This window comes from Lolliginicoccus suaedae (genome assembly GCF_008312885.1).
Lineage (GTDB): Bacteria > Actinomycetota > Actinomycetes > Mycobacteriales > Mycobacteriaceae > Lolliginicoccus > Lolliginicoccus suaedae.
In genome coordinates, this window is record NZ_VSSO01000002.1 from 59,637 (window position 1) to 78,212 (window position 18,576).

Consider the following 18,576-nt stretch of genomic DNA (forward strand, 5'->3'; position numbering starts at 1 on the left):
ACCACCGGTGTAGGTTCGGATAGCGAGTGATCGAGCCGATCGAGAGGTGGACCACGATGGGACTGACCGATGGGTTGTGGGGGCGGGGCCTCGCCGTGGGCGGCGCCGGGCTCGCTGTCGCGGGAGCAGCGGGCTCCGTGGCGTGGGCCATGCAGCGCAAGCTCATCTACTACACCGACGACGCTGCGGTGCCCGCCGCGCACTCCGTCCTCCCCACTGCCGAGGAGGTTCGCCTCCGCACCGATGACGGGCTCGCCCTCGACGCGTGGCATGTATCGCCCGCGCCCGGTACCGAGCCGCGCGGCATCACCGTGCTCATCGCCCACGGCAACGCCGGCAACCGGGCCGACCGGGCGCCGCTCGCCGAGGCGCTCGCCCGCCACGGCATCGCCAGCCTGCTGCTCGACTACCGCGGCTACGGCGGCAACCCGGGCTCCCCGTCCGAGGCGGGCCTCGCGCTCGATGCCCGGGCCGCCTACTGGTACCTGCGCCGGGAACGCTCGGTCCCGGCGGAGCGATTGATCTACTTCGGCGAGAGCCTCGGCTGCGGCGTCATGGCCTCGCTCGCGCTGCGCTACCCGCCAGCGGGCCTGGTCCTGCGCTCGCCCTTCACCGACCTCGCCGCGGTCAGCCGCATCCACTATCCATACCTCCCGCACGGCCTGCTGCGCGACCGGTTCCGGGTGCTCGATGCCGTCAAGCGCATCACCGCGCCCACGGTCGTCGCCTACGGCACCGCCGACGAGATCATCCCCGCATCGATGAGCGCCGAGGTCGCCGACGCCGCACGCAACCTTCATTCGCGGGTCGTGCTTCCGGGGGCCGGCCACAACGATGCCGAGATGCTCGTGGGCACGCCCCTCATCGACGTCATCGCGGGGCTCCTCCCGGCATGACCATCTCGCCCATGTTCCCGCTCGGTTCCGTCCTGCTACCCGGCGGTGCCATGCCGCTGCACGTCTTCGAGCCGCGCTACCAGGCGATGGTGCGCCACTGCCTCAAGGAGGCCAGCGCACCAACGTTCGGGCAGGTGCTCATCGCGCGCGGCACCGAGGTCGGCGGCGGCGAGCAGCGCCACGATGTCGGAACCCTCGCCGAGATCATCGCCCACGTGGAGGTCGGTGCCGGCCAGCACGCGCTCGACTGCCGCGGCCGCGAGCGCATCCGCGTCACCAGGTGGCTCGACGACGCCCCGTACCCGCGCGCGGAGATCGAGCCCTGGCCCGACGAGAACGATGGCCCCGTCGAGCCCGGTTTCCACACGTTCGCCGCCCGCATCGCCGAGCTCTACAGCCTCCTCGCGGAGCTTGCCCGTCGGCAGGACGTGCCCGGCAGCGAGGTGGCCATGCCTGAGCTGCCCGTGCTCGGCGGCACCTCCGACACTCCCGCCCGGCACCTCTACGAGCTCGCTGATCACATTCCGCTCGGCGACGTGGACCGGTACCGGCTGCTCACCGCCCCCGGTGTGCATGAACGATCGCTCGCGCTATCCGAAGCGCTCGATGGCCTCCTCGAGATGGCCGAGTTCGCCTTGCTCGAGTAGAGCGCGAGCAGGGGCGCGGGGGCCAGGAAGGCACTAGCCTCGGTAAGCGTGGATTGGAACGAGCGGTATCGCACCGAGTCGCGGCCGTGGGGCGGGGAGCCCGCGGCCCTGCTGCCCGGCCTCGTCAAGGATCTCGCGCCGGGCTCGGCGATCGATCTGGGCTGCGGGGAGGGCCGCAACGCGCGCTGGCTGGCCAGCACGGGCTGGCAGGTGACGGGCGTCGATTCGTCCGAGCAAGCGATCACCAACGCCCAGGGCTCCGATCCGGACGGTCGCATCGCCTGGGTGGTCGGCGACGCCACGACGTGGCAGCCGGAAAAGCCTGTGGACCTGGTGCTGATGTCGTACCTGCACCTGCCCGGGGAGGCGCTCGCCGACGTGATCCGCGGCGCTGGCCACTGGCTATCGCCCGGGGGCACGCTGCTCTACCTGGGTCATGCCCGCGAGAACCTCGATCGCGGGGTGGGCGGGCCGCCGGACCCCGCGGTGCTGCCCACTATCCCGCTGCTCGCCGCTGCCGCCGCGGGACTTCGCGTGGAGCAGTTGCATCACGAGTTCCGCGCCACGCCCAAGGGCCGCGCCATCGACGTGGTGCTGCGCGCCCACCCCTGGTGATCCCTGCACGCTTCTTTGATGGAAAGGCTCCACATGTCGCATCGCGTTGTCATTGCCGGTGGCCACGGGCAGATCGCCCGGCACCTGATCGAACTGCTCGTCGCGCGCGGGGATTCCGCGGTGGCACTGATCCGCAACCCGAGCCATGCCCATGACATCCATGCGCTCGGTGGCGAGGCGATCCTGCTGGACCTCGAGCACTCCACGGTCACGGAGGCCGCGCTCTCCCTCGAGGGCGCGGATGCCGCCGTGTTCGCCGCCGGGGCGGGACCGGGCAGCAGCGCCGAGCGCAAGGACACCGTGGACCGCGGAGCCGCGGTACTGCTCGCTGCCGCGGCCGAGCGGGCTGGGGCGCGCCGGTTCATCCAGATCTCCACCTTCGGAGCGGGCGAGCCGATCCCCGTCGATGCCGGCGAGGTGTGGGCGGCATACCTGCGCGCCAAGACCGCCGCGGAGGAGGACCTGCGCGGGCGCGACAACCTCGACTGGACGATCCTTCGGCCTGGCCGGCTGACGAACGATCCCCCGACAGGCCTCGTCGCGCTGTCCGCGCCACCGCTGCCCAAGGACGAGGTGCCGCGGGCTGACGTCGCCGCGGTGGTGGCGGCTCTCATCGATGCGCCCGCCACCGTGGGCGCGACGTTACTGTTGACGCGAGGGGCCACCACGATTCCCGAGGCCGTGGCAGACTCGGTCTAGCTCGACCGAGAATCGGTGAACGCGTGGGAGGTTGGACGTTGTGACGGTGGATTTCCGGATCTTCACAGAGCCCCAGCAGGGCGCGAGCTATGACACGCTGCTCGCGGTCGCCCGCACGGCCGAGCGGCTCGGCTTCGAAGGCTTCTTCCGGTCCGATCACTTCCTGCGGATGGGAAGCGCGGACGGCCTGCCCGGCCCCACCGATGCCTGGACGACCCTCGCCGGGCTTGCCCGCGAGACCTCCCGCATCCGCCTGGGCACCCTGATGACCTCGGCCACGTTCCGGCATCCGGCGATCCTCGCGGTGCAGGCGGCACAGGTCGATCACATGTCGGGCGGGCGGGTCGAGCTCGGCATCGGATCGGGATGGTTCGAGGCGGAGCATCGCGCGTTCGGCATCCCGTTCCCGCCGAAGCTGTTCGACCGGTTCGAGGAGCAGCTCGCCATCATCACTGGCCTCTGGGACACCCCGGATGGCGTGTCGTTCACCTTCCGCGGCGAGCACTACGCGCTGGAGGACAATCCCGCGCTGCCCAAGCCATTCCAGTCTGAGCTGCCGATCATCATCGGTGGCAATGGGCCCACCCGCACGCCCGAGTTCGCCGCGCGGTTCGCCAACGAGTACAACGCGGCGTTCCCCGAGCTCGAGGCGGTCCGGGGACGCTTCGCCACGATCCGCGATACGTGCGAGCGGCTCGAGCGCAACCCCGGCGACCTGGTGTACTCGGCGGCACTGGTGGCGTGCGTGGGCAGCACGGAGCAGGAGTTCCAGCGCCGGGCGGCGATCATCGGCCGCGATCCGCAGGAGCTGCGCGAGCACGGGATCTGTGGCACGCCCAGCGAGGCGGCGGACCGGATCGGCGCGTTCGTCCGCGAAGGCGTGGAGCGGTTCTACCTGCAGATCCTCGATGTGAACGATCTGGATCACATCGAGCTGATCGCGCGCGAGGTCATCGCGGCGCTGTGAGCGGGCTCGAGCTATTCACCTCGCTGGCGCTGCTGATGACGGGAGCAGCGATACTGGCCCTCGCGGTGAACGCGCTATGGCCCCGCACGTCGGGGCGCTCGGTGATCGTCAGCTGGCCGGCGGCGTGGCTCGCCATCGAGCTGCCGGTCCATGTCCTGCTCGGCGGGACCATCGCCGTCATCGTGCTGGTGGCGGTGGGTGGCATCCATCCGCTGGGAATGGCCGGGCTGGTCCTGTTCGGGGCGGGCGCCGCGTTCCTCGCGCGGTTCGCGTTCCTCGCCCGCACCGCCGCGATCACGGCCGAGCCCCCGCTGCCCGAGGTCGCCCGAGGGCATGGCTCTGGGGATGGCCGGGCATATCCTGGCTCGCACGTGCTGCTGCCGTGGCTGCCGTGGCGCCGGCGCGACATCAAGCGCATCAACAACGTCGTGTACTCGCGGCACGGCAACCTCGCGCTCAAGCTCGACATCACCCTGCCCCGCGATGGCGAGGCCCCGCCGGGCGGCAGGCCCGCAATCATCCAGGTGCATGGGGGCGGCTGGACCGTCGGCACCCGCAAGGACCAAGCCATCCCCCTGCTCACGCACCTCGCGGCGAACGGCTGGGTGGGATTCAACATCGACTACCGGCTCAGCCCCCGGTCGCGGTGGCCCGACCACATCGTCGACGTCAAGCAGGCCATCGCCTGGGTGCGCGAGCATGCCAGCGAATATGGCATCGATCCGGGTTTCATCACCATCACCGGAGGCTCCGCGGGCGGGCACCTCTGCGCGCTGGCGGCCCTGACACCGGGTGATCCGCGATTCCAGCCGGGCTTCGAGGATGCCGACACCTCCGTCGCGGCGTGCGTGCCCTTCTACGGGGTGTATGACCTGCTCGATGAGGATCGGCATCATTTCCGGCCCATCGGCTCGCTGCTGCAGCGCAACGTGTTCCGGGCGCGGCGCAAGCAACAACCAGATTTGTTCCGCGCGGCATCTCCGCTGCACCGGATCACTGCCGACGCTCCGCCGTTCCTCGTCATCCACGGTGATCGGGACTCGCTGGTGACGGTCGAGGAGGGCCGCGGGTTCGCCCGGATGCTGCGCGAGAAGTCCCGCGAGCCCGCGTACTACGTGGAGGTGCGCGGCGGGCAGCACTCGTTCGATGTTCTTCCGTCGTGGCGGACGGTGCGGGCGCTCGCCGTGGTGGAGCAGTTCCTGCGGGGCTCGTGGGAGGAGCATCGCCGGCGACAAGATCGCTAACGCGTACTGCATTCCGGTTGCGCGCCGCCCTGCGGCGTGCTGTGATCATCTCGATCCGGAGGTGCTATCCCTATGCCGTACTTGTTCCTGCTGTCGTTCGTGATCCTCGTCGTGTGCTTGATCGACATCATCAACACCGACGAGAGTCGCATCCGCAACCTGCCCAAGGCCGCCTGGATCCTGCTGGTGATCATCCTCCCGCTCGCAGGCATGGTGGCCTGGATCGTCGCGGGCCGGCCCTACGCCGATGACGCGCCCCGCTACCGCAGCACCGGTTTCCCGGAGTACGAGCGGCCCGGTCGCCACATCGCCCAGGACCAGCAATCCGATGAGGAGTTCCTCCGCGAATGCCGGGCGCGCGCCGAGGAGCAGCGTCGTCGCTACCGCGAGGAGCAGCGCAGGGACGAGGCCCAGGACTAGGGCGCTTCTTGTCGGGGCACGGGTGCACAATCGCTGCCATGCCCTATGCCGATGAACTCCTTGGACGCGATACCGTGGTCGATCTGGCCGCCATCCTCGGTTCCCCCGGGAGCATGCCCTGCCTGCGCGGAGCAGCCGATCGCTTGGATGGACTGGGTTTCCGGCAGCGAGTGAACGCCATTCGTGACGCTGTGCTCGAGGATGTCCCGGGCGATCTCGCTCAGCTGGCAGGCCTGGTGCGGGTGGCGCTGCGCGATCCCCGGTTCACCGGCTGGATGACGTTTCCGATCACCGAGGCGGTCGCGATCCGGGGCGGTGACCGCATCGAGGACTCGTTGGCCCTGCTGGCCGAGCTGACTTCGCGCTCTACGGCAGAGACCGCCCTGCGCTGGTTCCTCGACGAGCATCTCGAGCGCGCCGTGGCAGTGGTGATGGAGTGGACCACCAACCCCGATGAGCACGTCCGAAGGCTGGCGAGCGAGGGGATGCGGCCGCGGCTGCCGTGGGCCCCGCAGGCGCGCAGGCTGATTGACGATCCCCGGCCGATCGTGCCTGTCCTCGAGGCGTTGTACCGGGACGAGTCCGAGTATGTGCGGCGATCAGTGGCGAATTGCCTCAACGACATCAGCCGGGATCATCCCGAGCTCGCTGTCGAGGTGGCGCAAGGGTGGCTAGCGCGACCCGATGGGAACACGGCATCGGTGGTGCGGCATGCACTGCGGACCTTGATCAAGCGATCCCACGCCGGGGCTCTGGCTTGCATCGGCGTTGATGCGAGCGCGGCGATCAGCGTCACCGGGCCAGCCGTGCGAACTCCGGTGGTCGCGATGGGCGAGGAACTGGCGTTCGATTGCCGCGTCACGCTGGGCGGTGCCGCTCGCGCCCGCGTAGCGGTCGACTATGTCCTGCACTTCGCGAGCGCACGGGGCGCTGAGCGGGAGAAGGTATTCAAGCTCGGGGTTCGTGACCTCGAGCCTGGCGAATGCTGGGACATCGCCCGGCGCCACCGGTTCGCGCCGATCAGCACGCGCCGGTGCTACAACGGCGAGCACGGGGTCTCGGTGCAGGTGAACGGGGTCCGCACGGTCCGGGCAGGGTTCCTGCTCGATGGCGCGGAGCACTAGGCGGGCGCAGCGCCGAGCAGCTTGGCTCGCGCGGCCTAGCGGCCGAACATGCGTGTCAGGAACGAGCCGCCCTGAACACCAGGGGCGGGCTCGTGGCCCTCGCAACGCTCGTTCTTGGGGATTCCTCGCATGACCTGATCGACATGCATGCCGCAGCCGGACCAGGTGGTTTTGCCGCACTGGCGGCAGTTGACGGGATAGCACATGGTGACTCCTCGGGGGCTAGTGCGAACTATCAGTAATATACCCCATGGGGTATTGAGATGTCTAGATTCGAGCTCGACCACAGGGCTGCGCGCACCCCGCGGCGCACCAGGTGCAAGCCTGAAGGCTATGGAATACGCGGGACTCCCGATCCGGCCGACCTTCGCACCGATCCACCACCTCGGCACCGGCCACCTCGCAGCAGTGGATGTGCAACTGCGCGGCGAGGGCGACGGCCCCCTCTCCGCGTCCGCCGCGCTGAGGGCAGTCGCGCGCGCCATGAGCGACACCTCCACTCTCGACCAGATGCGCTCCCGCGCGCTCGATGGCCATCCCGCCAGCGCCGTGCCCGCCCTCGTCACCGTCGACGTTAGCTCGCTCGAGCAGCTCCAGCCCGCCCCCGAGCCACGCGGCGACCTCCGCGAGATCGTCGTCATCACCGACCACGCCCTCGCCTCCGACCCCGCGCGCGCCCTGCGCCTGATCGCCGCAGCCCGCGCGTCCGGCAAAGCCATCGCCGTCGACGAGGTCGGCGCCCGCGACAAGCCACTGGCACTGCTGCCCCTCATCGAGCCGGAGATCATCATCCTCTCCGCAGCGCTCGTCGCCACCCGGCCCGACTCGTGGACAGCCCACGTCGCCCAGGCCATCGCCGCCCAAGCCGAGCACAGCACGACCATCGTCATCGCCGATGGGATCGACACCGCTATCCACCGCGAGCGCGCCCGCGGCCTCGGCGCCAGCCACGGCATGGGCCAGGTCTATCCCGCGGCAGCCTCCCCCGCGCAGCTCGACGCGACCAGCGTCACCCCCCTGCTCATCAGGACCGCGCCAGACCGTGAAGGACGGCTCCCCTTCGCCATCGCCGCCGAGCACCACCGCACCCACTGGAGCCGCAAGACGCTGCTCGTCGAGCTGAGCACCATACTGGAGAACCAGGCAGCCACCGCCGGCCGCGACACCATCCTGCTCGGCACCTTCCAGCACGTCCGCAACTTCACCACCCGCACCCGGCGGCGCTGGGAAGCCCTGGCCGGGCGCGTCGCCTTCGCAGGCGTCTACGGCGTCGGAATGGGAACCCTTGTCGAGGACGGGGTCCACCAGGCGCCACTCGAACCCGGCGAGCCACTAGTGGAGGAATGGAACGTCGTGGTGCTCGCCCCGCACTTCTGCAGCGTGCTCACAGCCCGAGACCTGCACCTCGGCGAGCACGACGAGGACCGCGAGTTCGAGTACGTGCTCACCCAGGACCGCGCCACCGCCGTGCGCTGCGCCCGCGCCATCCTCGACCGGTTCGACGGCGCTGGGAGCTGACATAGCCGCTCGGCGGTGGCTGGGCTTTGCGGCGGCTGAAGCCGGTTTCGCGGTGGGCCGAGGAGCCTGGTGACGCAAAAGCACCGGAAACGGCTAAACGCGATAGAAGCGGAGCCGTTTTTCCGATCGCTTCTATCGCGTTTGCAGCAGGGCTTCGCGGTTAACGCTACGAGGCCGACGACACGAGCCGCAAGGCCGGCCGGGCTGGGCGTGCCGCGAGAAGCGAGCATGCGGCCCGCAGGGAGGAGCAGGATAGCGGCGCGTTCTCGCGCGCGGCGAGCGCCTCGCGCAGGTTCGCCGGCGCGATGATCGCGACCGATGCGCCGGTCAGGGAGGACAGGGACGCTAGGTCAGCGAGGGCGCTCAAGCCGGTCCGGGAAACGAAGTGGACCCTGCGCACATCGATGATCACCTGCTCGGGAGAATCGAGGTTGCCAAGCACGGTGAACAGCCGCGGCAGGGCAAGGGCATCAAGCTCTCCCGCGATGCGCACGACATCGATCTCGTCGGACAGGCTCTCGATACTGATGGCGACGTTCGGGCTGGCGATCATGGCACGATGCTCCGTCCAAGGCGGGGGCCGATCATGATGCCACCGCAGTCAGGAGACCTCTTCGCTGCTACTGCGTGGGGCGGGTGGGGTCGGGCGAATCGGAATCCTGAACTGCGGTGACGTTCTCTACGATGCGCTCCGGGTGTCACAGCGCCACCGCAGCGATAGTCACGCTTCGATAACTTACAGATAACGGTGCGATAACGCAGCGGTCGAAGTGGTTCGCCCGGTCGCGCCACCGACACGCATCACCGGCGCCAAACGCGATAGAAACCACCCGACACGCCGGTGCAACACGCCGAACCGCGTGGTTTTTCTATCGCGTTTGGCGCAAGGGCTCCCGCCGATGCTCGCCAGCCGGTAAGCGCCCCCCCCCCCGACCAGCGCTCTACCCTCGCGCCATATCGACGAAGCGGGAGTAGTGAAGCTGGTGGGCGACAGTGATGGTGGCCGTGGGGCCCGCACGGTGCTTGCCGATGATGATGTCGGCCTCGCCGCCGCGAGGGTCGTCGGGCTCGAACGCATCAGGGCGGTGCAGCAGGATCACCATGTCGGCATCCTGCTCGAGGGAACCCGATTCGCGCAGGTCGGAGACTTGGGGCTTCTTGTCGGCACGTTGCTCGGGACCACGGTTCAGCTGGCTGATCGCGATGACGGGGACCTCGATCTCCTTGGCGAGGAGCTTGAGGCTGCGGGAGAACTCGGAGACTTCCTGCTGCCGTGATTCGACCTTGCGCCCGGAGCTCATGAGCTGCAGGTAGTCGAGCACGATCAGTTTGAGGTCGTGCTTCTGCTTGAGCCGGCGGGCCTTGGCACGGATCTCCATCATGGTGAGGTTGGGCGAGTCGTCGATGAACAGCGGCGCTTCGCTGATCTCGCTCATGCGGCGGGCAAGCCGGGTCCAGTCGTCGTCGGTCATGCGACCGGACCTCATGTCGGCGAGCTTGATCTTCGATTCGGCCGAGAGCAGTCGCATGACGATCTCGGTCTTGCTCATCTCGAGCGAGAACACTGCGCTGGCCATGCCGTGCTTGATGGAGCACGAGCGCAGGAAGTCCATTCCGAGCGTGGATTTTCCCACGCCAGGCCGGGCGGCGATGATGATCATCTGCCCCGGGTGGAGGCCGTTGGTGAGCTCGTCGAGCTCGACGAACCCGGTGGGGACACCGAGGGACATGCCGCCGCGGGAGGCGATGGAGTCGATCTCGTCCATGGTGGGCTGCAGGAGCTCCTCGAGCGCGACATAGTCCTCGGTGGTGCGGCGCTCGGTGACCTCGAAGATCTCCGCCTGGGCGCGGTCGACGATGCCTGCTACGTCTTGCCCCTCGCTACCGTTGTAGCCGTACTGGACGATGCGGGTGCCCGCTTCGACGAGGCGGCGGAGGATGGCCTTCTCGGCGACGATCTCGGCGTAGTACCCAGCGTTGGCGGCTGTGGGCACGGTCGAGATGAGGGTGTGCATGTAGGGCGCGCCACCGATGCGCCGGAGATCGCCACGGCGCTCGAGCTCCGCAGCGACCGTGACCGGGTCGGCGGGCTCGCCGCGCGCGTAGAGATCAAGGATGCAGTCATAGACATCCTGGTGGGCCGGGCGGTAGAAGTCGCCAGGGCGCAGGCGCTCGATGACGTCAGCGATGGCGTCCTTGCTCAGCAGCATGCCGCCCAGGACGGCTTGCTCGGCGCCGAGGTCCTGGGGTGGCTGGCGGAAGTGGTCGTCGCCGGGACCGTGATCGCCGGTGGAGCCGTGGTCGCTAGTGCGTGGTGCCCGATCGTCCGCGGCCACTTGGTGCCTCCTGTGGGTGGTGCTAGCTCAGCGCGGCGTGGGTGCCGCGTTCTTGTTGTACCGCTTTGGTCCGACGGTTGCGAGGGTGTGCCGCGTGTCGGTTTCGCGGACCCGGACGAGTCTCAAGTGTCACGTGAGAGTTACCTGTGCACAGTTCTGTGCATAACCCTGTGGATAGTTGGGCATATCTTGTGAACAACCTGTGGACAGTTTCGAGAGCAGCGAGCCACCTCTCTCAATAGAGCCAGCTCAGACACGATTTTTCGGCTGTGCACACTGTGGACAATGCTGTGTACGGCGTGTCGCCAGATTGTGATTCCCGGCGTGTCGCAACGTGTGGTGCGTTAGCTGTCCATGCGCTATTTGCCGGCCCGCCACCTTCGCGTGGCCCTGGATCGATCTTCCGGCCTGCCTCCCCAGAGTTATCCACAGGCACATTGTGGATAACTACACGTCTAGCCCCAGGGGTCAGGGACCCCTGGGGCTAGACGCTACGTGCTGTGTCAGGCAGGCACGATACTGACGTTCACACGGGCTGACACCTTGGGGTGCAGACCGACAGCGATGACGTACTTGCCAACCGACTTGATGTGCGCTGAAGGCATCTCGACATTGCGTCGATCCACCGTTGGGCCACCGGCCGACTTGATCGCCGCAACGATATCCGATGCTGCGATCGAGCCGAAGAGCTTGCCACCCGCTCCGGTGCGAACCGGAATCGTGATGGCGCCGATCTTCTCCAGCGTCGCCTTGGCTTCCTCGGCGATGTCAAGGTCGCGGGCAGCGCGCGACTCGCGAGCCTTGCGCAGCTCCTCAACCTGCTTCTCGGCGCCACGGGTGGCGCGGATTGCGAGTCCTCGCGGAAGCAGGTAGTTACGGCCGTAGCCGTCCTTGACCTCGACAGAGTCGCCAGGAGCGCCAAGGTGCTCAACTTCAGCGGTGAGGATGAGCTTCATTCTAGTGTCCTCCCGTTCCTTAGCGTGCCGTCGAGGTGTACGGCAGCAGGGCCATTTCTCGTGAAACTTTGACAGCGGCAGCCACGTCCATCTGGTGATGGACGCAGGTGCCAGTGACCCGGCGAGCCCGGATTCGTCCGCGATCGCTGACGAATGTCCGGAGCAGTGCCGTGTCCTTGTAGTCGATGCGGGCTCCCGCCGAGGCGCAGAACACGCATGACTGTTGTGGTGTCAAACGCAAGCTTGCGTGGGACATGGTCTTTCTCCGATTGATTCCTGTGGCGGTCGGGAACGCGCACCCCCGCGTTCCTGCTGCACCAGGCATCTCATCTGCTGGTATCTCAACTCCTGGAAGGGTGTTCCCTCCCAGGCCGAATGTGTCCGTGGTGTGCCCCGGACCGATCAGAACGGCGGCTCGTCGCCCTGACCTGCAAAGCCACTGGCCGGTGGTGCGCTTCCCCACGGATCATTCGCCGGTGCGGCCGCGGCCGCACCGAATCCGCCGCTGCGTCCACCCTGTGGCGCCTGTCCACCGTCGGAACGGCTGACCCGGTTGACCTTCGCGGTGGCGTACTTCAAGGAAGGACCCACCTCGTCGACCTCGAGCTCGATGACAGTGCGCTTCTCGCCCTCGCGGGTCTCGAAGCTGCGCTGCCGCAACCGGCCGTTGACGATGACGCGCATCCCCTTGTTGAGGGACTCAGCGACGTGCTCCGCCGCCTGGCGCCAGATGTTGCACCGGAGGAACAGTGCCTCGCTGTCCTCCCACTGGTTCGTCTGAGCGTTGAACCTGCGAGGGGTCGACGCGACAGTGAATGTCGCTACTGCTGCACCTGCGGGAGTAAACCGTAGCTCGGGATCCGCAGTGAGATTGCCGATGACCGTGATTACAGTTTCGCCTGCCATGTTTCCTCCTGAGGGTGGACGAGCCAGCCTGGTTGTTCGTGAATGTCCTTCGGTGATCCAATGTCACACAGATGCAGGGCCAGGATCAGCGACATGCCCTGGGGCTTGCCGATGTCGTGACCTATCCGGGCGTCATGGGATTCACTGCGGGAGCCGCACGTGCATGCTTACCCGCGACCTCTGACAATTCACGCGCTTGAGGCTTGCTCAGTGGCCGAGCCGGAGAACCTTGGTGCGCATCACGGACTCATTGAGACCGAGCTGGCGGTCAAGCTCCGCGACGACGCTGGGCTCAGCAGTCACGTTGACGACGGCATAGATGCCCTCGCCGAGCTTGTTGATCTCGTAGGCGAGCCGACGCTTGCCCCAGATGTCGATGTTATCGACCGTGCCGCCACCCTGGCGGATCACATTGAGGAAAGTATCGAGCGAAGGGGCAACGGTGCGCTCGTCCAGGCGTGGATCGAGGATCACCATCATTTCGTATTGACGCACGGGACCTCATCACCTCCTATGGGCTTCAACGGCCGCGGACGTTCCGCGGCAGGAGGGTTGTTACGTCAGTAACCTCAGCAAACTACCAGTTCGCAGCGGTAGAAGCTAATCGCTGGCGCGGCCCCCGCAGCGGCCCCCGGAGCAGCCCTGGGACGGTCGTGCCCGCAGCGGTCCAGCTTTTCGGCAACAATGTCCCCGATGCCTGTTCACGCGCGCCGCTACCTCGCTCCCGCCCTGGTCCTCCTTGCCGCGGCCATCGCGCTGCTCCTCGCCTACGCGAACAAGGCACGCTGCACGGGGCCGGTCTTCGATGCCGCCGGCCGGAGCGAGAGCTTCGCCGCTCTCAAGAACAAGGCCGTGTGCTATTCCGACATCCAGTTGCTCTGGCTGGGCCGGGGCATCGACACCAAGGTGTTCCCCTACATCCACGGCGGCATCACCCCCGACGGGATGCTCGGTGGTGGCAGTGTCGAGTATCCGGTGCTCTCGGGCCTGCTGATGTGGCTCGGCGCGCTGCCCGCGAGCAACGATGCGGGCTTCCTGCTGTGGTCCAGCATCATCCTGGCACCGTTCGGCCTGGCCACCGCATGGCTGCTCGCCCGGCTCGCGGGCTGGCGCGCGCTGCTGTTCGCGGCGGCCCCGGCCCTGGTGATGTATGGCTTCCACAACTGGGACCTTGCTGTCGTCCTCACTGCGGTGGCCGCGGTGTTCGTCGTGCTCCGCTACCGGGCCTGGGGCACCCGCAAGCGCGCGCTGGTAGCCGCGGTCATACTCGCCATCGGGTTCTGCGTGAAGATCTATCCCGGCTTCTTCCTCGCTCCCCTGGCGCTATGGGCGCTGACCGGCGGGGATGATCCGCGGCGGCGGTGGGACGCTCCGGGTGCCGTCGCGGTCGCCGGCGTGGCAGCACTCGTGGTGGCGGCCATCAATGCCCCGTTCGCCGTGCTGGGCTTCGACGGATGGCGGGCATCGTTCGAGTTCCAGTCCTTGCGCGAGGCCGACATCACCACCAACTCGATCTGGTACTGGGGCCTGCGGCCCTTGATCGGCGACGATGAGATGTACGACCTGATCGTGGGCACCGCCTCCCCTGCCCTGGTGCTGGCTAGCTTCGCTGCGGCGCTGGCAGCGGGGTGGTGGATCCTGCGCCGGACCGGTGAATATCCGTGGGTCGCGGTGTCGGCGACAATGCTGTGCGGTTTCCTGCTGCTGCACAAGGTCCACTCGCCGCAGTTCATGCTGTGGTTGCTGCCGTTCCTGGTGCTGCTGCGCGTTCCCTGGACGTTGATCGGCGCGTACATGCTCGCCGATCTCGCGATCGGTATCGGCGTCTTCCGCTATTTCCATGACCTGGGCGCGGGCATCGATCCCGCGGGCGGCTCGTTGCTGCTGCTGCAGATCGGGGTATGGGGCCGCGCGGCCGGCCTCGTGCTGCTCGCGGCTGCATTTCTCGTGGCCCGGCCAGCGTGGTCGCGTTCCTGTACGGTGACGAGCGCCTCGCGGTACGATGACCAGTTACTGCCGCGGGCCGGGCATCGCGCCGGCACCTGAGGACCACGAGTGCTACTGAGGGGGTACGTGCTGTGATGCCTGCCGGGACCGAACCAGCAACACCATCAGTGCGCAGGATTGGCCTGATCGAGGACCATGAATCGGTGGCGATCGGGCTGGCGACGATCCTCGCCGACGTGCCTGACCTCGCGCTCGTGGTGACGGTCAGCACGGTGCAGGATATTCTGCCGCGGATCGACGAGGTGGATCTGGTGGTGCTGGACCTGCGGCTCGGCGATGGCTCGTCCCCGATGAGCAACGTGACCACGCTGCACGAGCATGGCAAGCCAGTGCTCGCGTTCACTGGCGCGGAGAATCCTTACCTGGTGCGTTCCGCGGCGCGGGCCGGTGTCCTCGGCGTGGTGCGCAAGTCCGAGCCGGCGCATGCGGTCATCGAGGCGATGCGCATGGCCGCAGCGGGACAGCAGGTGGTCACCACGGATTGGGCCGCAGCGATCGATGGTGATCCGCAGTTGCCGAACGTAGGCCTGAGCCCCCGCCAGCAGGAAGTGCTCGCGCTGTACGCCTCTGGGGAGAAGGCTGCCCGCGTGGCACGCCTGACCGGGCTGGCCGAGCAGACGGTGCATGACTACCTGGGGCGCATCCGGCAGAAGTACTCGGAGGCAGGCCGGCCCGCTCCCACGAAGACAGACCTGTTCAAGCGGGCCGTGGAGGATGGCTGGCTGCCCATTCCCGAGCATCGGGAGCCCTGAAGCACGGATTCCCCGACACAGCTTGACCGGGATTCGCTAGCTGGCCAGGGGTTATTCGCCGGTGAACGCGCTGCGATTGCAGGGGCAAGGGATGAGCCCGTCCTCGAGCGCGCACCGGAGCAGCCCGATCTTGCCCTCCGCCCCGCGGCCCGCGGCGACGTATTTCGCGCGAGCCCGATCGAGGTGGGTGGACACTGTCGTGGGCGCGACGCCAAGCTCCTCAGCGACCTGCCGGACCGTCATGCCGAGCGAGTAGTGGATGACGGCGGCCCGCTCCCGGGCTGACAAGGCGGGATCGCGACGCGCCAAAGGGGGGCTGGATATCCCGATGAGCTCGATGACGCTATTGACGAAAGTGGTGCGATCGACGTCGCTCGCCAGCCAGCGCGCCGCGGGGAACCGGGCGATCGTTGCTGGGTCGGGCTGGCCGAGAACGAGGTGCCGGGGCGCGGCTGCTGCCACCGTGGTGGCGAAACCTGATTTCCAGCCTGACTCTGGGGGCCGGACGACGATCAGGTCGTAGCGACTGGCTGGTTCCGCGCTGATTCGCGTGGTGGCGTGGAATCCCTGCGCGGCGAGCAGCGCAGAGATCGCGTCGTCGACGAAGTCTCCGCGTCCTGCGATCGCAATCCGCCCGCGGGAGCTACTGAGCTTCTCCGTGAACAACCAACACACCTTTCGGTCACAACTTTTCTTGGCAACAGTGAGTAGCAAAATAGTATCTGGACGCTATGGGAATGGATTTATAGATTAATCAGCCACCGCGTCGCAGAATAAATCAACGTACATATATTAGACAGCCCGGTTGCTGGTGGCGCAATACCCTAGATGCTTTGTCATTTAAATGACCTACACGGCAGCACCAGTGCTCCGCCGCCGACCGCCGCGATCAAGCCGGTGCTCCACGAGTGCCGCGCAGCCCGATCAGTTTGCCTCCAGGTCACCGCACCGGTGTAGAGAGAGATGATTCAACTCGCGTCACAACGGGTACTGATAATGTGACGTGGAGCACATCTCAAGGTGGAGGATGTCGTGCAGCAGGAGAAAAAGCCGCCGAAGCAGCGACGGAGCCTCCTCGCATGCGCGAGCACAGCGCTCCTCGCCGCGATCCTCGCTGCGGCGCCCAGTCCCGCGTTCGCCGGGCCGAGCGATCCGACCCACCATGCAAGCCCTCAGCCTCGCGCGACCGTCCACTGCGACGCAGATCTCACTGTGAGCCCCAGCACGGTGGGCGAGCCGGTCCTGCTCGTGCCGCCCACCGAAACAGGAATGCCGAACGACTATCCGCTCATCGCGGAACTGATGAATTCCGGGCACACCACGTGCCTGCTCAAGATTCCGCGCCAGGACGCCACCGACCCTTCCCGCGCGAGCCGGCACGTATTCGAGACCCTGCGCGCCATGATCGAGATCCACCGCGACAAGATCAGCGTCGTCACTATCGGATCAGGAACACTGCCCAGCATTCTCGCGATCGGGAAATGGCCCGCCGCCGCACATGTCATCAAGGATCTCGTGGCGATCTCGCCGGACCTCGATCCGCGGAACCGACCGACGTTGAGCAAGGCCCGATCAACCGGCCTCGAGACCACATTCATCGTCAGTGGCACCGACGCGATGGGCCTGGCGCACACCGTCGAGGATCTGCTGCCCCAGCCTGAATCCCCCCTGCGCATCGTCCGCACCCAGGACGTGTGCGGGCCCTACTTCCCCGAGGTCCTGGCCATGCAGGCCACCTGGAACACCTTCGTCAGCACCGGCAGGATCACCTTCCAGACCCTTGCCATCGACCCGGTGGCCCAGCGCCTCGTGGTCGATGCTCTCGCCAGCGATGGACCAGCCGAGCCACGGCGCGTGCCCCGCTCGGCATGCCCCTAGGCCCTGAGTCCTCGCGCGCCCGCCACCGGCTCGCCAGCATCGCCGTTCCGGGTCGCCTGCCATGGCTGGAACCCGCGCGGGCGCAACCAGCGCGGCAGCCAGCGAGGCGGCGCATCGGGCGCGTGATCGAGCGGTCCCCCCGCGGGATCATCCCGGCCGTGCTGGCGAGCGCGGTCCTCCCCCGGGCGATAGATGTCACGGACCACGACGGCGCACACCACGAGTATCGCGATATCACGCAGCACGACCGTGGCGGTGAACCATTGCTCGGGCAGCCCATTGCTCCCTGTGCCGAGGTAGTAGTACATGCGCGGCACCCACACGAGCGCATCGATGACCATCCAGGCGAGCAGCAGCCGGTAGCGAGGCACCGCGAGAACGGCCAGCGGGACCAGCCACAGCGAGAACTGCGGGCTCCATACCTTGTTGGTGATCAGGAACCCGACCACGAGAAGGAGCATCAACTGCGTCACGCGGGGCCGCCGTGGCGCGGTCAGCGCGATGATCGCCACCGCGATGCACACCAGCAGGAAAGCGCCCAGCGAGACCGCATTGAGGATCCTGGGGCTCTCGCCCGCGGCAAGCACGCCGTCGAAACCCGGCCAGCCGGTGAACGATCGGACCACGTTGTAGATGGAATCGGGGTCCATGCCGCGCTCGTTGTTGAGCCGGAAGAACTCCAGCCATCCCTGCGGATAGAGCACGCGCACGGGAAGGTTCACCGCGAGCCATGCCGCGATGGCAGCAACGAGCATCCGGGCCCAGCTGCCGAGCCGCCCGGTTCGCAGGCACAGCACGAGCAGCGCGCCCACGAGGAACACGGGATAGAGCTTCGCAGCGGCACCGAGACCGATGAGCAGGCCTGATGTGGCGGACCGTCCCCGGCTCCAGGCCAGCAGGGCGAGCAGGGTCAGGGCCGTGGCGATGGCATCGAAGTTGGTGAAGACATGCACGAGGGCGATCGGTGAGAGCGCGACGAGAGCGGCATCCCACGGCCGGCGCCCGGCGAGCGCCATGGTGCAGCGCACGGTGAGCAGCCAGGCCACGGCGAGGCCGAGAGCGACGACATTGAAGTAGAGGACCACGGGGAGCGCTCCGGGCAACCATCCCTCGCGCGCGCCCTCGGCCCACACACTGGCCACCACCGCGGCGGCGTACTGGTACATGCCGGTGACGACGGGGTACTCCATGTACCGGGTGACTACGGTGCCGTCGGCGTTCTCCTGCTCCCAGGAGGTCTTGTACGGAAGCGCGAGCTCGTTGAGCCGGTGTGCCCCGTAGAGAGGCACCGTGTCGGAGTAGCACAGCGCCACGTACTGGCGGCTGTCGCGCCAGTCGAGCACCTGGGTTCCATCGGGGCCACCCGGATACTGCTGGATGCAGGCCGCCTTTCCGGTCCATGCCAGGGCGAGGACCAGTACGGCGAGCGCGAGCACCACACGCAGCGGTGTCCAGAACCGCGCGCTGCCGATCTGTGCATGCTGGCCCACGGGCCCGCCGATCGCAGTACTCAGCTGGGCTACCGCGGGGTGGGCGAGCGTGGGCAGGTCACGCTGTTCGGGGCCCAGGCCTGGTGCTGCGGCCGGGCGGGCGCCTGCTGCATCAGGCACC

At 67.6% G+C, this 18,576-nt stretch carries 21 protein-coding genes; 12 read left to right on the forward strand and 9 right to left on the reverse strand.

The window, feature by feature from the left end; translation table 11 throughout:
• The first annotated feature begins 56 nt into the window (after positions 1-56).
• From FXO18_RS05920 to FXO18_RS05955, 8 genes are all read left to right on the forward strand, one after another.
• Positions 57-896, forward strand: a complete 840-nt coding sequence (locus FXO18_RS05920; RefSeq protein ID WP_149360195.1) for an alpha/beta hydrolase — start codon at positions 57-59, stop codon at positions 894-896.
• Positions 893-1,543, forward strand: coding sequence for an LON peptidase substrate-binding domain-containing protein (locus FXO18_RS05925; RefSeq protein ID WP_149360196.1), 651 nt, complete (start codon positions 893-895; stop codon positions 1,541-1,543). Before FXO18_RS05920 ends, FXO18_RS05925 begins: the two co-directional genes overlap by 4 nt.
• Before the next feature lie 48 nt (positions 1,544-1,591).
• Positions 1,592-2,158 (forward strand): class I SAM-dependent methyltransferase, encoded by a 567-nt coding sequence (locus FXO18_RS05930; protein ID WP_149360197.1) that lies wholly within the window; start codon positions 1,592-1,594, stop codon positions 2,156-2,158.
• A 33-nt stretch (positions 2,159-2,191) separates the two neighbouring features.
• Positions 2,192-2,857, forward strand: coding sequence for an NAD(P)-binding oxidoreductase (locus tag FXO18_RS05935; RefSeq protein WP_149360198.1), 666 nt, complete (start codon positions 2,192-2,194; stop codon positions 2,855-2,857).
• A 46-nt stretch (positions 2,858-2,903) separates the two neighbouring features.
• Complete coding sequence (locus FXO18_RS05940) at positions 2,904-3,824, forward strand: LLM class F420-dependent oxidoreductase (protein WP_149360753.1); 921 nt, start codon at positions 2,904-2,906, stop codon at positions 3,822-3,824.
• A complete protein-coding gene (locus FXO18_RS05945) occupies positions 3,821-5,068 on the forward strand; it encodes an alpha/beta hydrolase fold domain-containing protein (protein ID WP_149360199.1) in 1,248 nt (415 codons plus the stop codon). The genes FXO18_RS05940 and FXO18_RS05945 overlap by 4 nt, the downstream gene beginning before the upstream one ends.
• A 72-nt stretch (positions 5,069-5,140) precedes the next feature.
• Positions 5,141-5,488, forward strand: coding sequence for a PLDc N-terminal domain-containing protein (locus FXO18_RS05950; RefSeq protein ID WP_149360200.1), 348 nt, complete (start codon positions 5,141-5,143; stop codon positions 5,486-5,488).
• Between the two features lie 38 nt (positions 5,489-5,526).
• A complete protein-coding gene (locus FXO18_RS05955; protein WP_149360201.1) occupies positions 5,527-6,612 on the forward strand; it encodes a DNA alkylation repair protein in 1,086 nt (361 codons plus the stop codon).
• 35 nt (positions 6,613-6,647) lie between these two features.
• Here the strand turns inward: FXO18_RS05955 and FXO18_RS15865 are convergent, their stop codons facing one another.
• Positions 6,648-6,818 carry a hypothetical protein gene (locus tag FXO18_RS15865; RefSeq protein ID WP_187774212.1) on the reverse strand — a complete coding sequence of 57 codons (171 nt, stop codon included), beginning with the start codon at positions 6,816-6,818 and terminating at the stop codon, positions 6,648-6,650.
• Between the two features lie 127 nt (positions 6,819-6,945).
• Between FXO18_RS15865 and FXO18_RS05960 the strand changes: the two genes are divergently transcribed.
• The gene (locus FXO18_RS05960) at positions 6,946-8,130 is read left to right on the forward strand and encodes a DICT sensory domain-containing protein (RefSeq protein WP_149360202.1); all 1,185 of its coding nucleotides are present in this window, start codon (positions 6,946-6,948) and stop codon (positions 8,128-8,130) included.
• Between the two features lie 166 nt (positions 8,131-8,296).
• Here the strand turns inward: FXO18_RS05960 and FXO18_RS05965 are convergent, their stop codons facing one another.
• The 6 genes from FXO18_RS05965 to rpsF form a co-directional block, all read right to left on the reverse strand.
• Entirely contained in the window at positions 8,297-8,683 is a 387-nt protein-coding gene (locus tag FXO18_RS05965) for an STAS domain-containing protein (protein WP_149360203.1), read from the reverse strand.
• 388 nt (positions 8,684-9,071) lie between these two features.
• Entirely contained in the window at positions 9,072-10,466 is a 1,395-nt protein-coding gene (gene dnaB, locus FXO18_RS05970) for a replicative DNA helicase (RefSeq protein ID WP_149360204.1), read from the reverse strand.
• Between the two features lie 503 nt (positions 10,467-10,969).
• Positions 10,970-11,422 (reverse strand): 50S ribosomal protein L9, encoded by a 453-nt coding sequence (rplI, locus tag FXO18_RS05975; RefSeq protein WP_149360205.1) that lies wholly within the window; start codon positions 11,420-11,422, stop codon positions 10,970-10,972.
• A 19-nt stretch (positions 11,423-11,441) separates the two neighbouring features.
• Positions 11,442-11,678 carry a 30S ribosomal protein S18 gene (rpsR, locus tag FXO18_RS05980; RefSeq protein ID WP_149360206.1) on the reverse strand — a complete coding sequence of 79 codons (237 nt, stop codon included), beginning with the start codon at positions 11,676-11,678 and terminating at the stop codon, positions 11,442-11,444.
• A gap of 146 nt (positions 11,679-11,824) precedes the next feature.
• Positions 11,825-12,328 (reverse strand): single-stranded DNA-binding protein, encoded by a 504-nt coding sequence (locus FXO18_RS05985; protein ID WP_149360207.1) that lies wholly within the window; start codon positions 12,326-12,328, stop codon positions 11,825-11,827.
• A 207-nt stretch (positions 12,329-12,535) separates the two neighbouring features.
• Positions 12,536-12,823 (reverse strand): 30S ribosomal protein S6, encoded by a 288-nt coding sequence (rpsF, locus tag FXO18_RS05990; protein ID WP_149360208.1) that lies wholly within the window; start codon positions 12,821-12,823, stop codon positions 12,536-12,538.
• A 198-nt stretch (positions 12,824-13,021) separates the two neighbouring features.
• Between rpsF and FXO18_RS05995 the strand changes: the two genes are divergently transcribed.
• A complete protein-coding gene (locus FXO18_RS05995; RefSeq protein ID WP_149360209.1) occupies positions 13,022-14,374 on the forward strand; it encodes a glycosyltransferase 87 family protein in 1,353 nt (450 codons plus the stop codon).
• A gap of 35 nt (positions 14,375-14,409) precedes the next feature.
• A complete protein-coding gene (locus FXO18_RS06000) occupies positions 14,410-15,087 on the forward strand; it encodes a response regulator transcription factor (protein WP_149360210.1) in 678 nt (225 codons plus the stop codon).
• A gap of 51 nt (positions 15,088-15,138) precedes the next feature.
• On the opposite strand, the gene FXO18_RS06005 is transcribed toward FXO18_RS06000, so the two are convergent.
• Entirely contained in the window at positions 15,139-15,753 is a 615-nt protein-coding gene (locus tag FXO18_RS06005; protein ID WP_187774213.1) for a helix-turn-helix transcriptional regulator, read from the reverse strand.
• 366 nt (positions 15,754-16,119) lie between these two features.
• On the opposite strand from FXO18_RS06005, the gene FXO18_RS06010 reads away from it, so the two are divergent.
• A complete protein-coding gene (locus FXO18_RS06010) occupies positions 16,120-16,965 on the forward strand; it encodes a hypothetical protein (protein WP_149360212.1) in 846 nt (281 codons plus the stop codon).
• On the opposite strand, the gene FXO18_RS06015 is transcribed toward FXO18_RS06010, so the two are convergent.
• A complete protein-coding gene (locus FXO18_RS06015) occupies positions 16,962-18,575 on the reverse strand; it encodes a glycosyltransferase family 87 protein (protein ID WP_149360213.1) in 1,614 nt (537 codons plus the stop codon). The two genes, FXO18_RS06010 and FXO18_RS06015, sit on opposite strands and share 4 nt — an antisense overlap.
• Position 18,576: the final 1 nt, after the last annotated feature.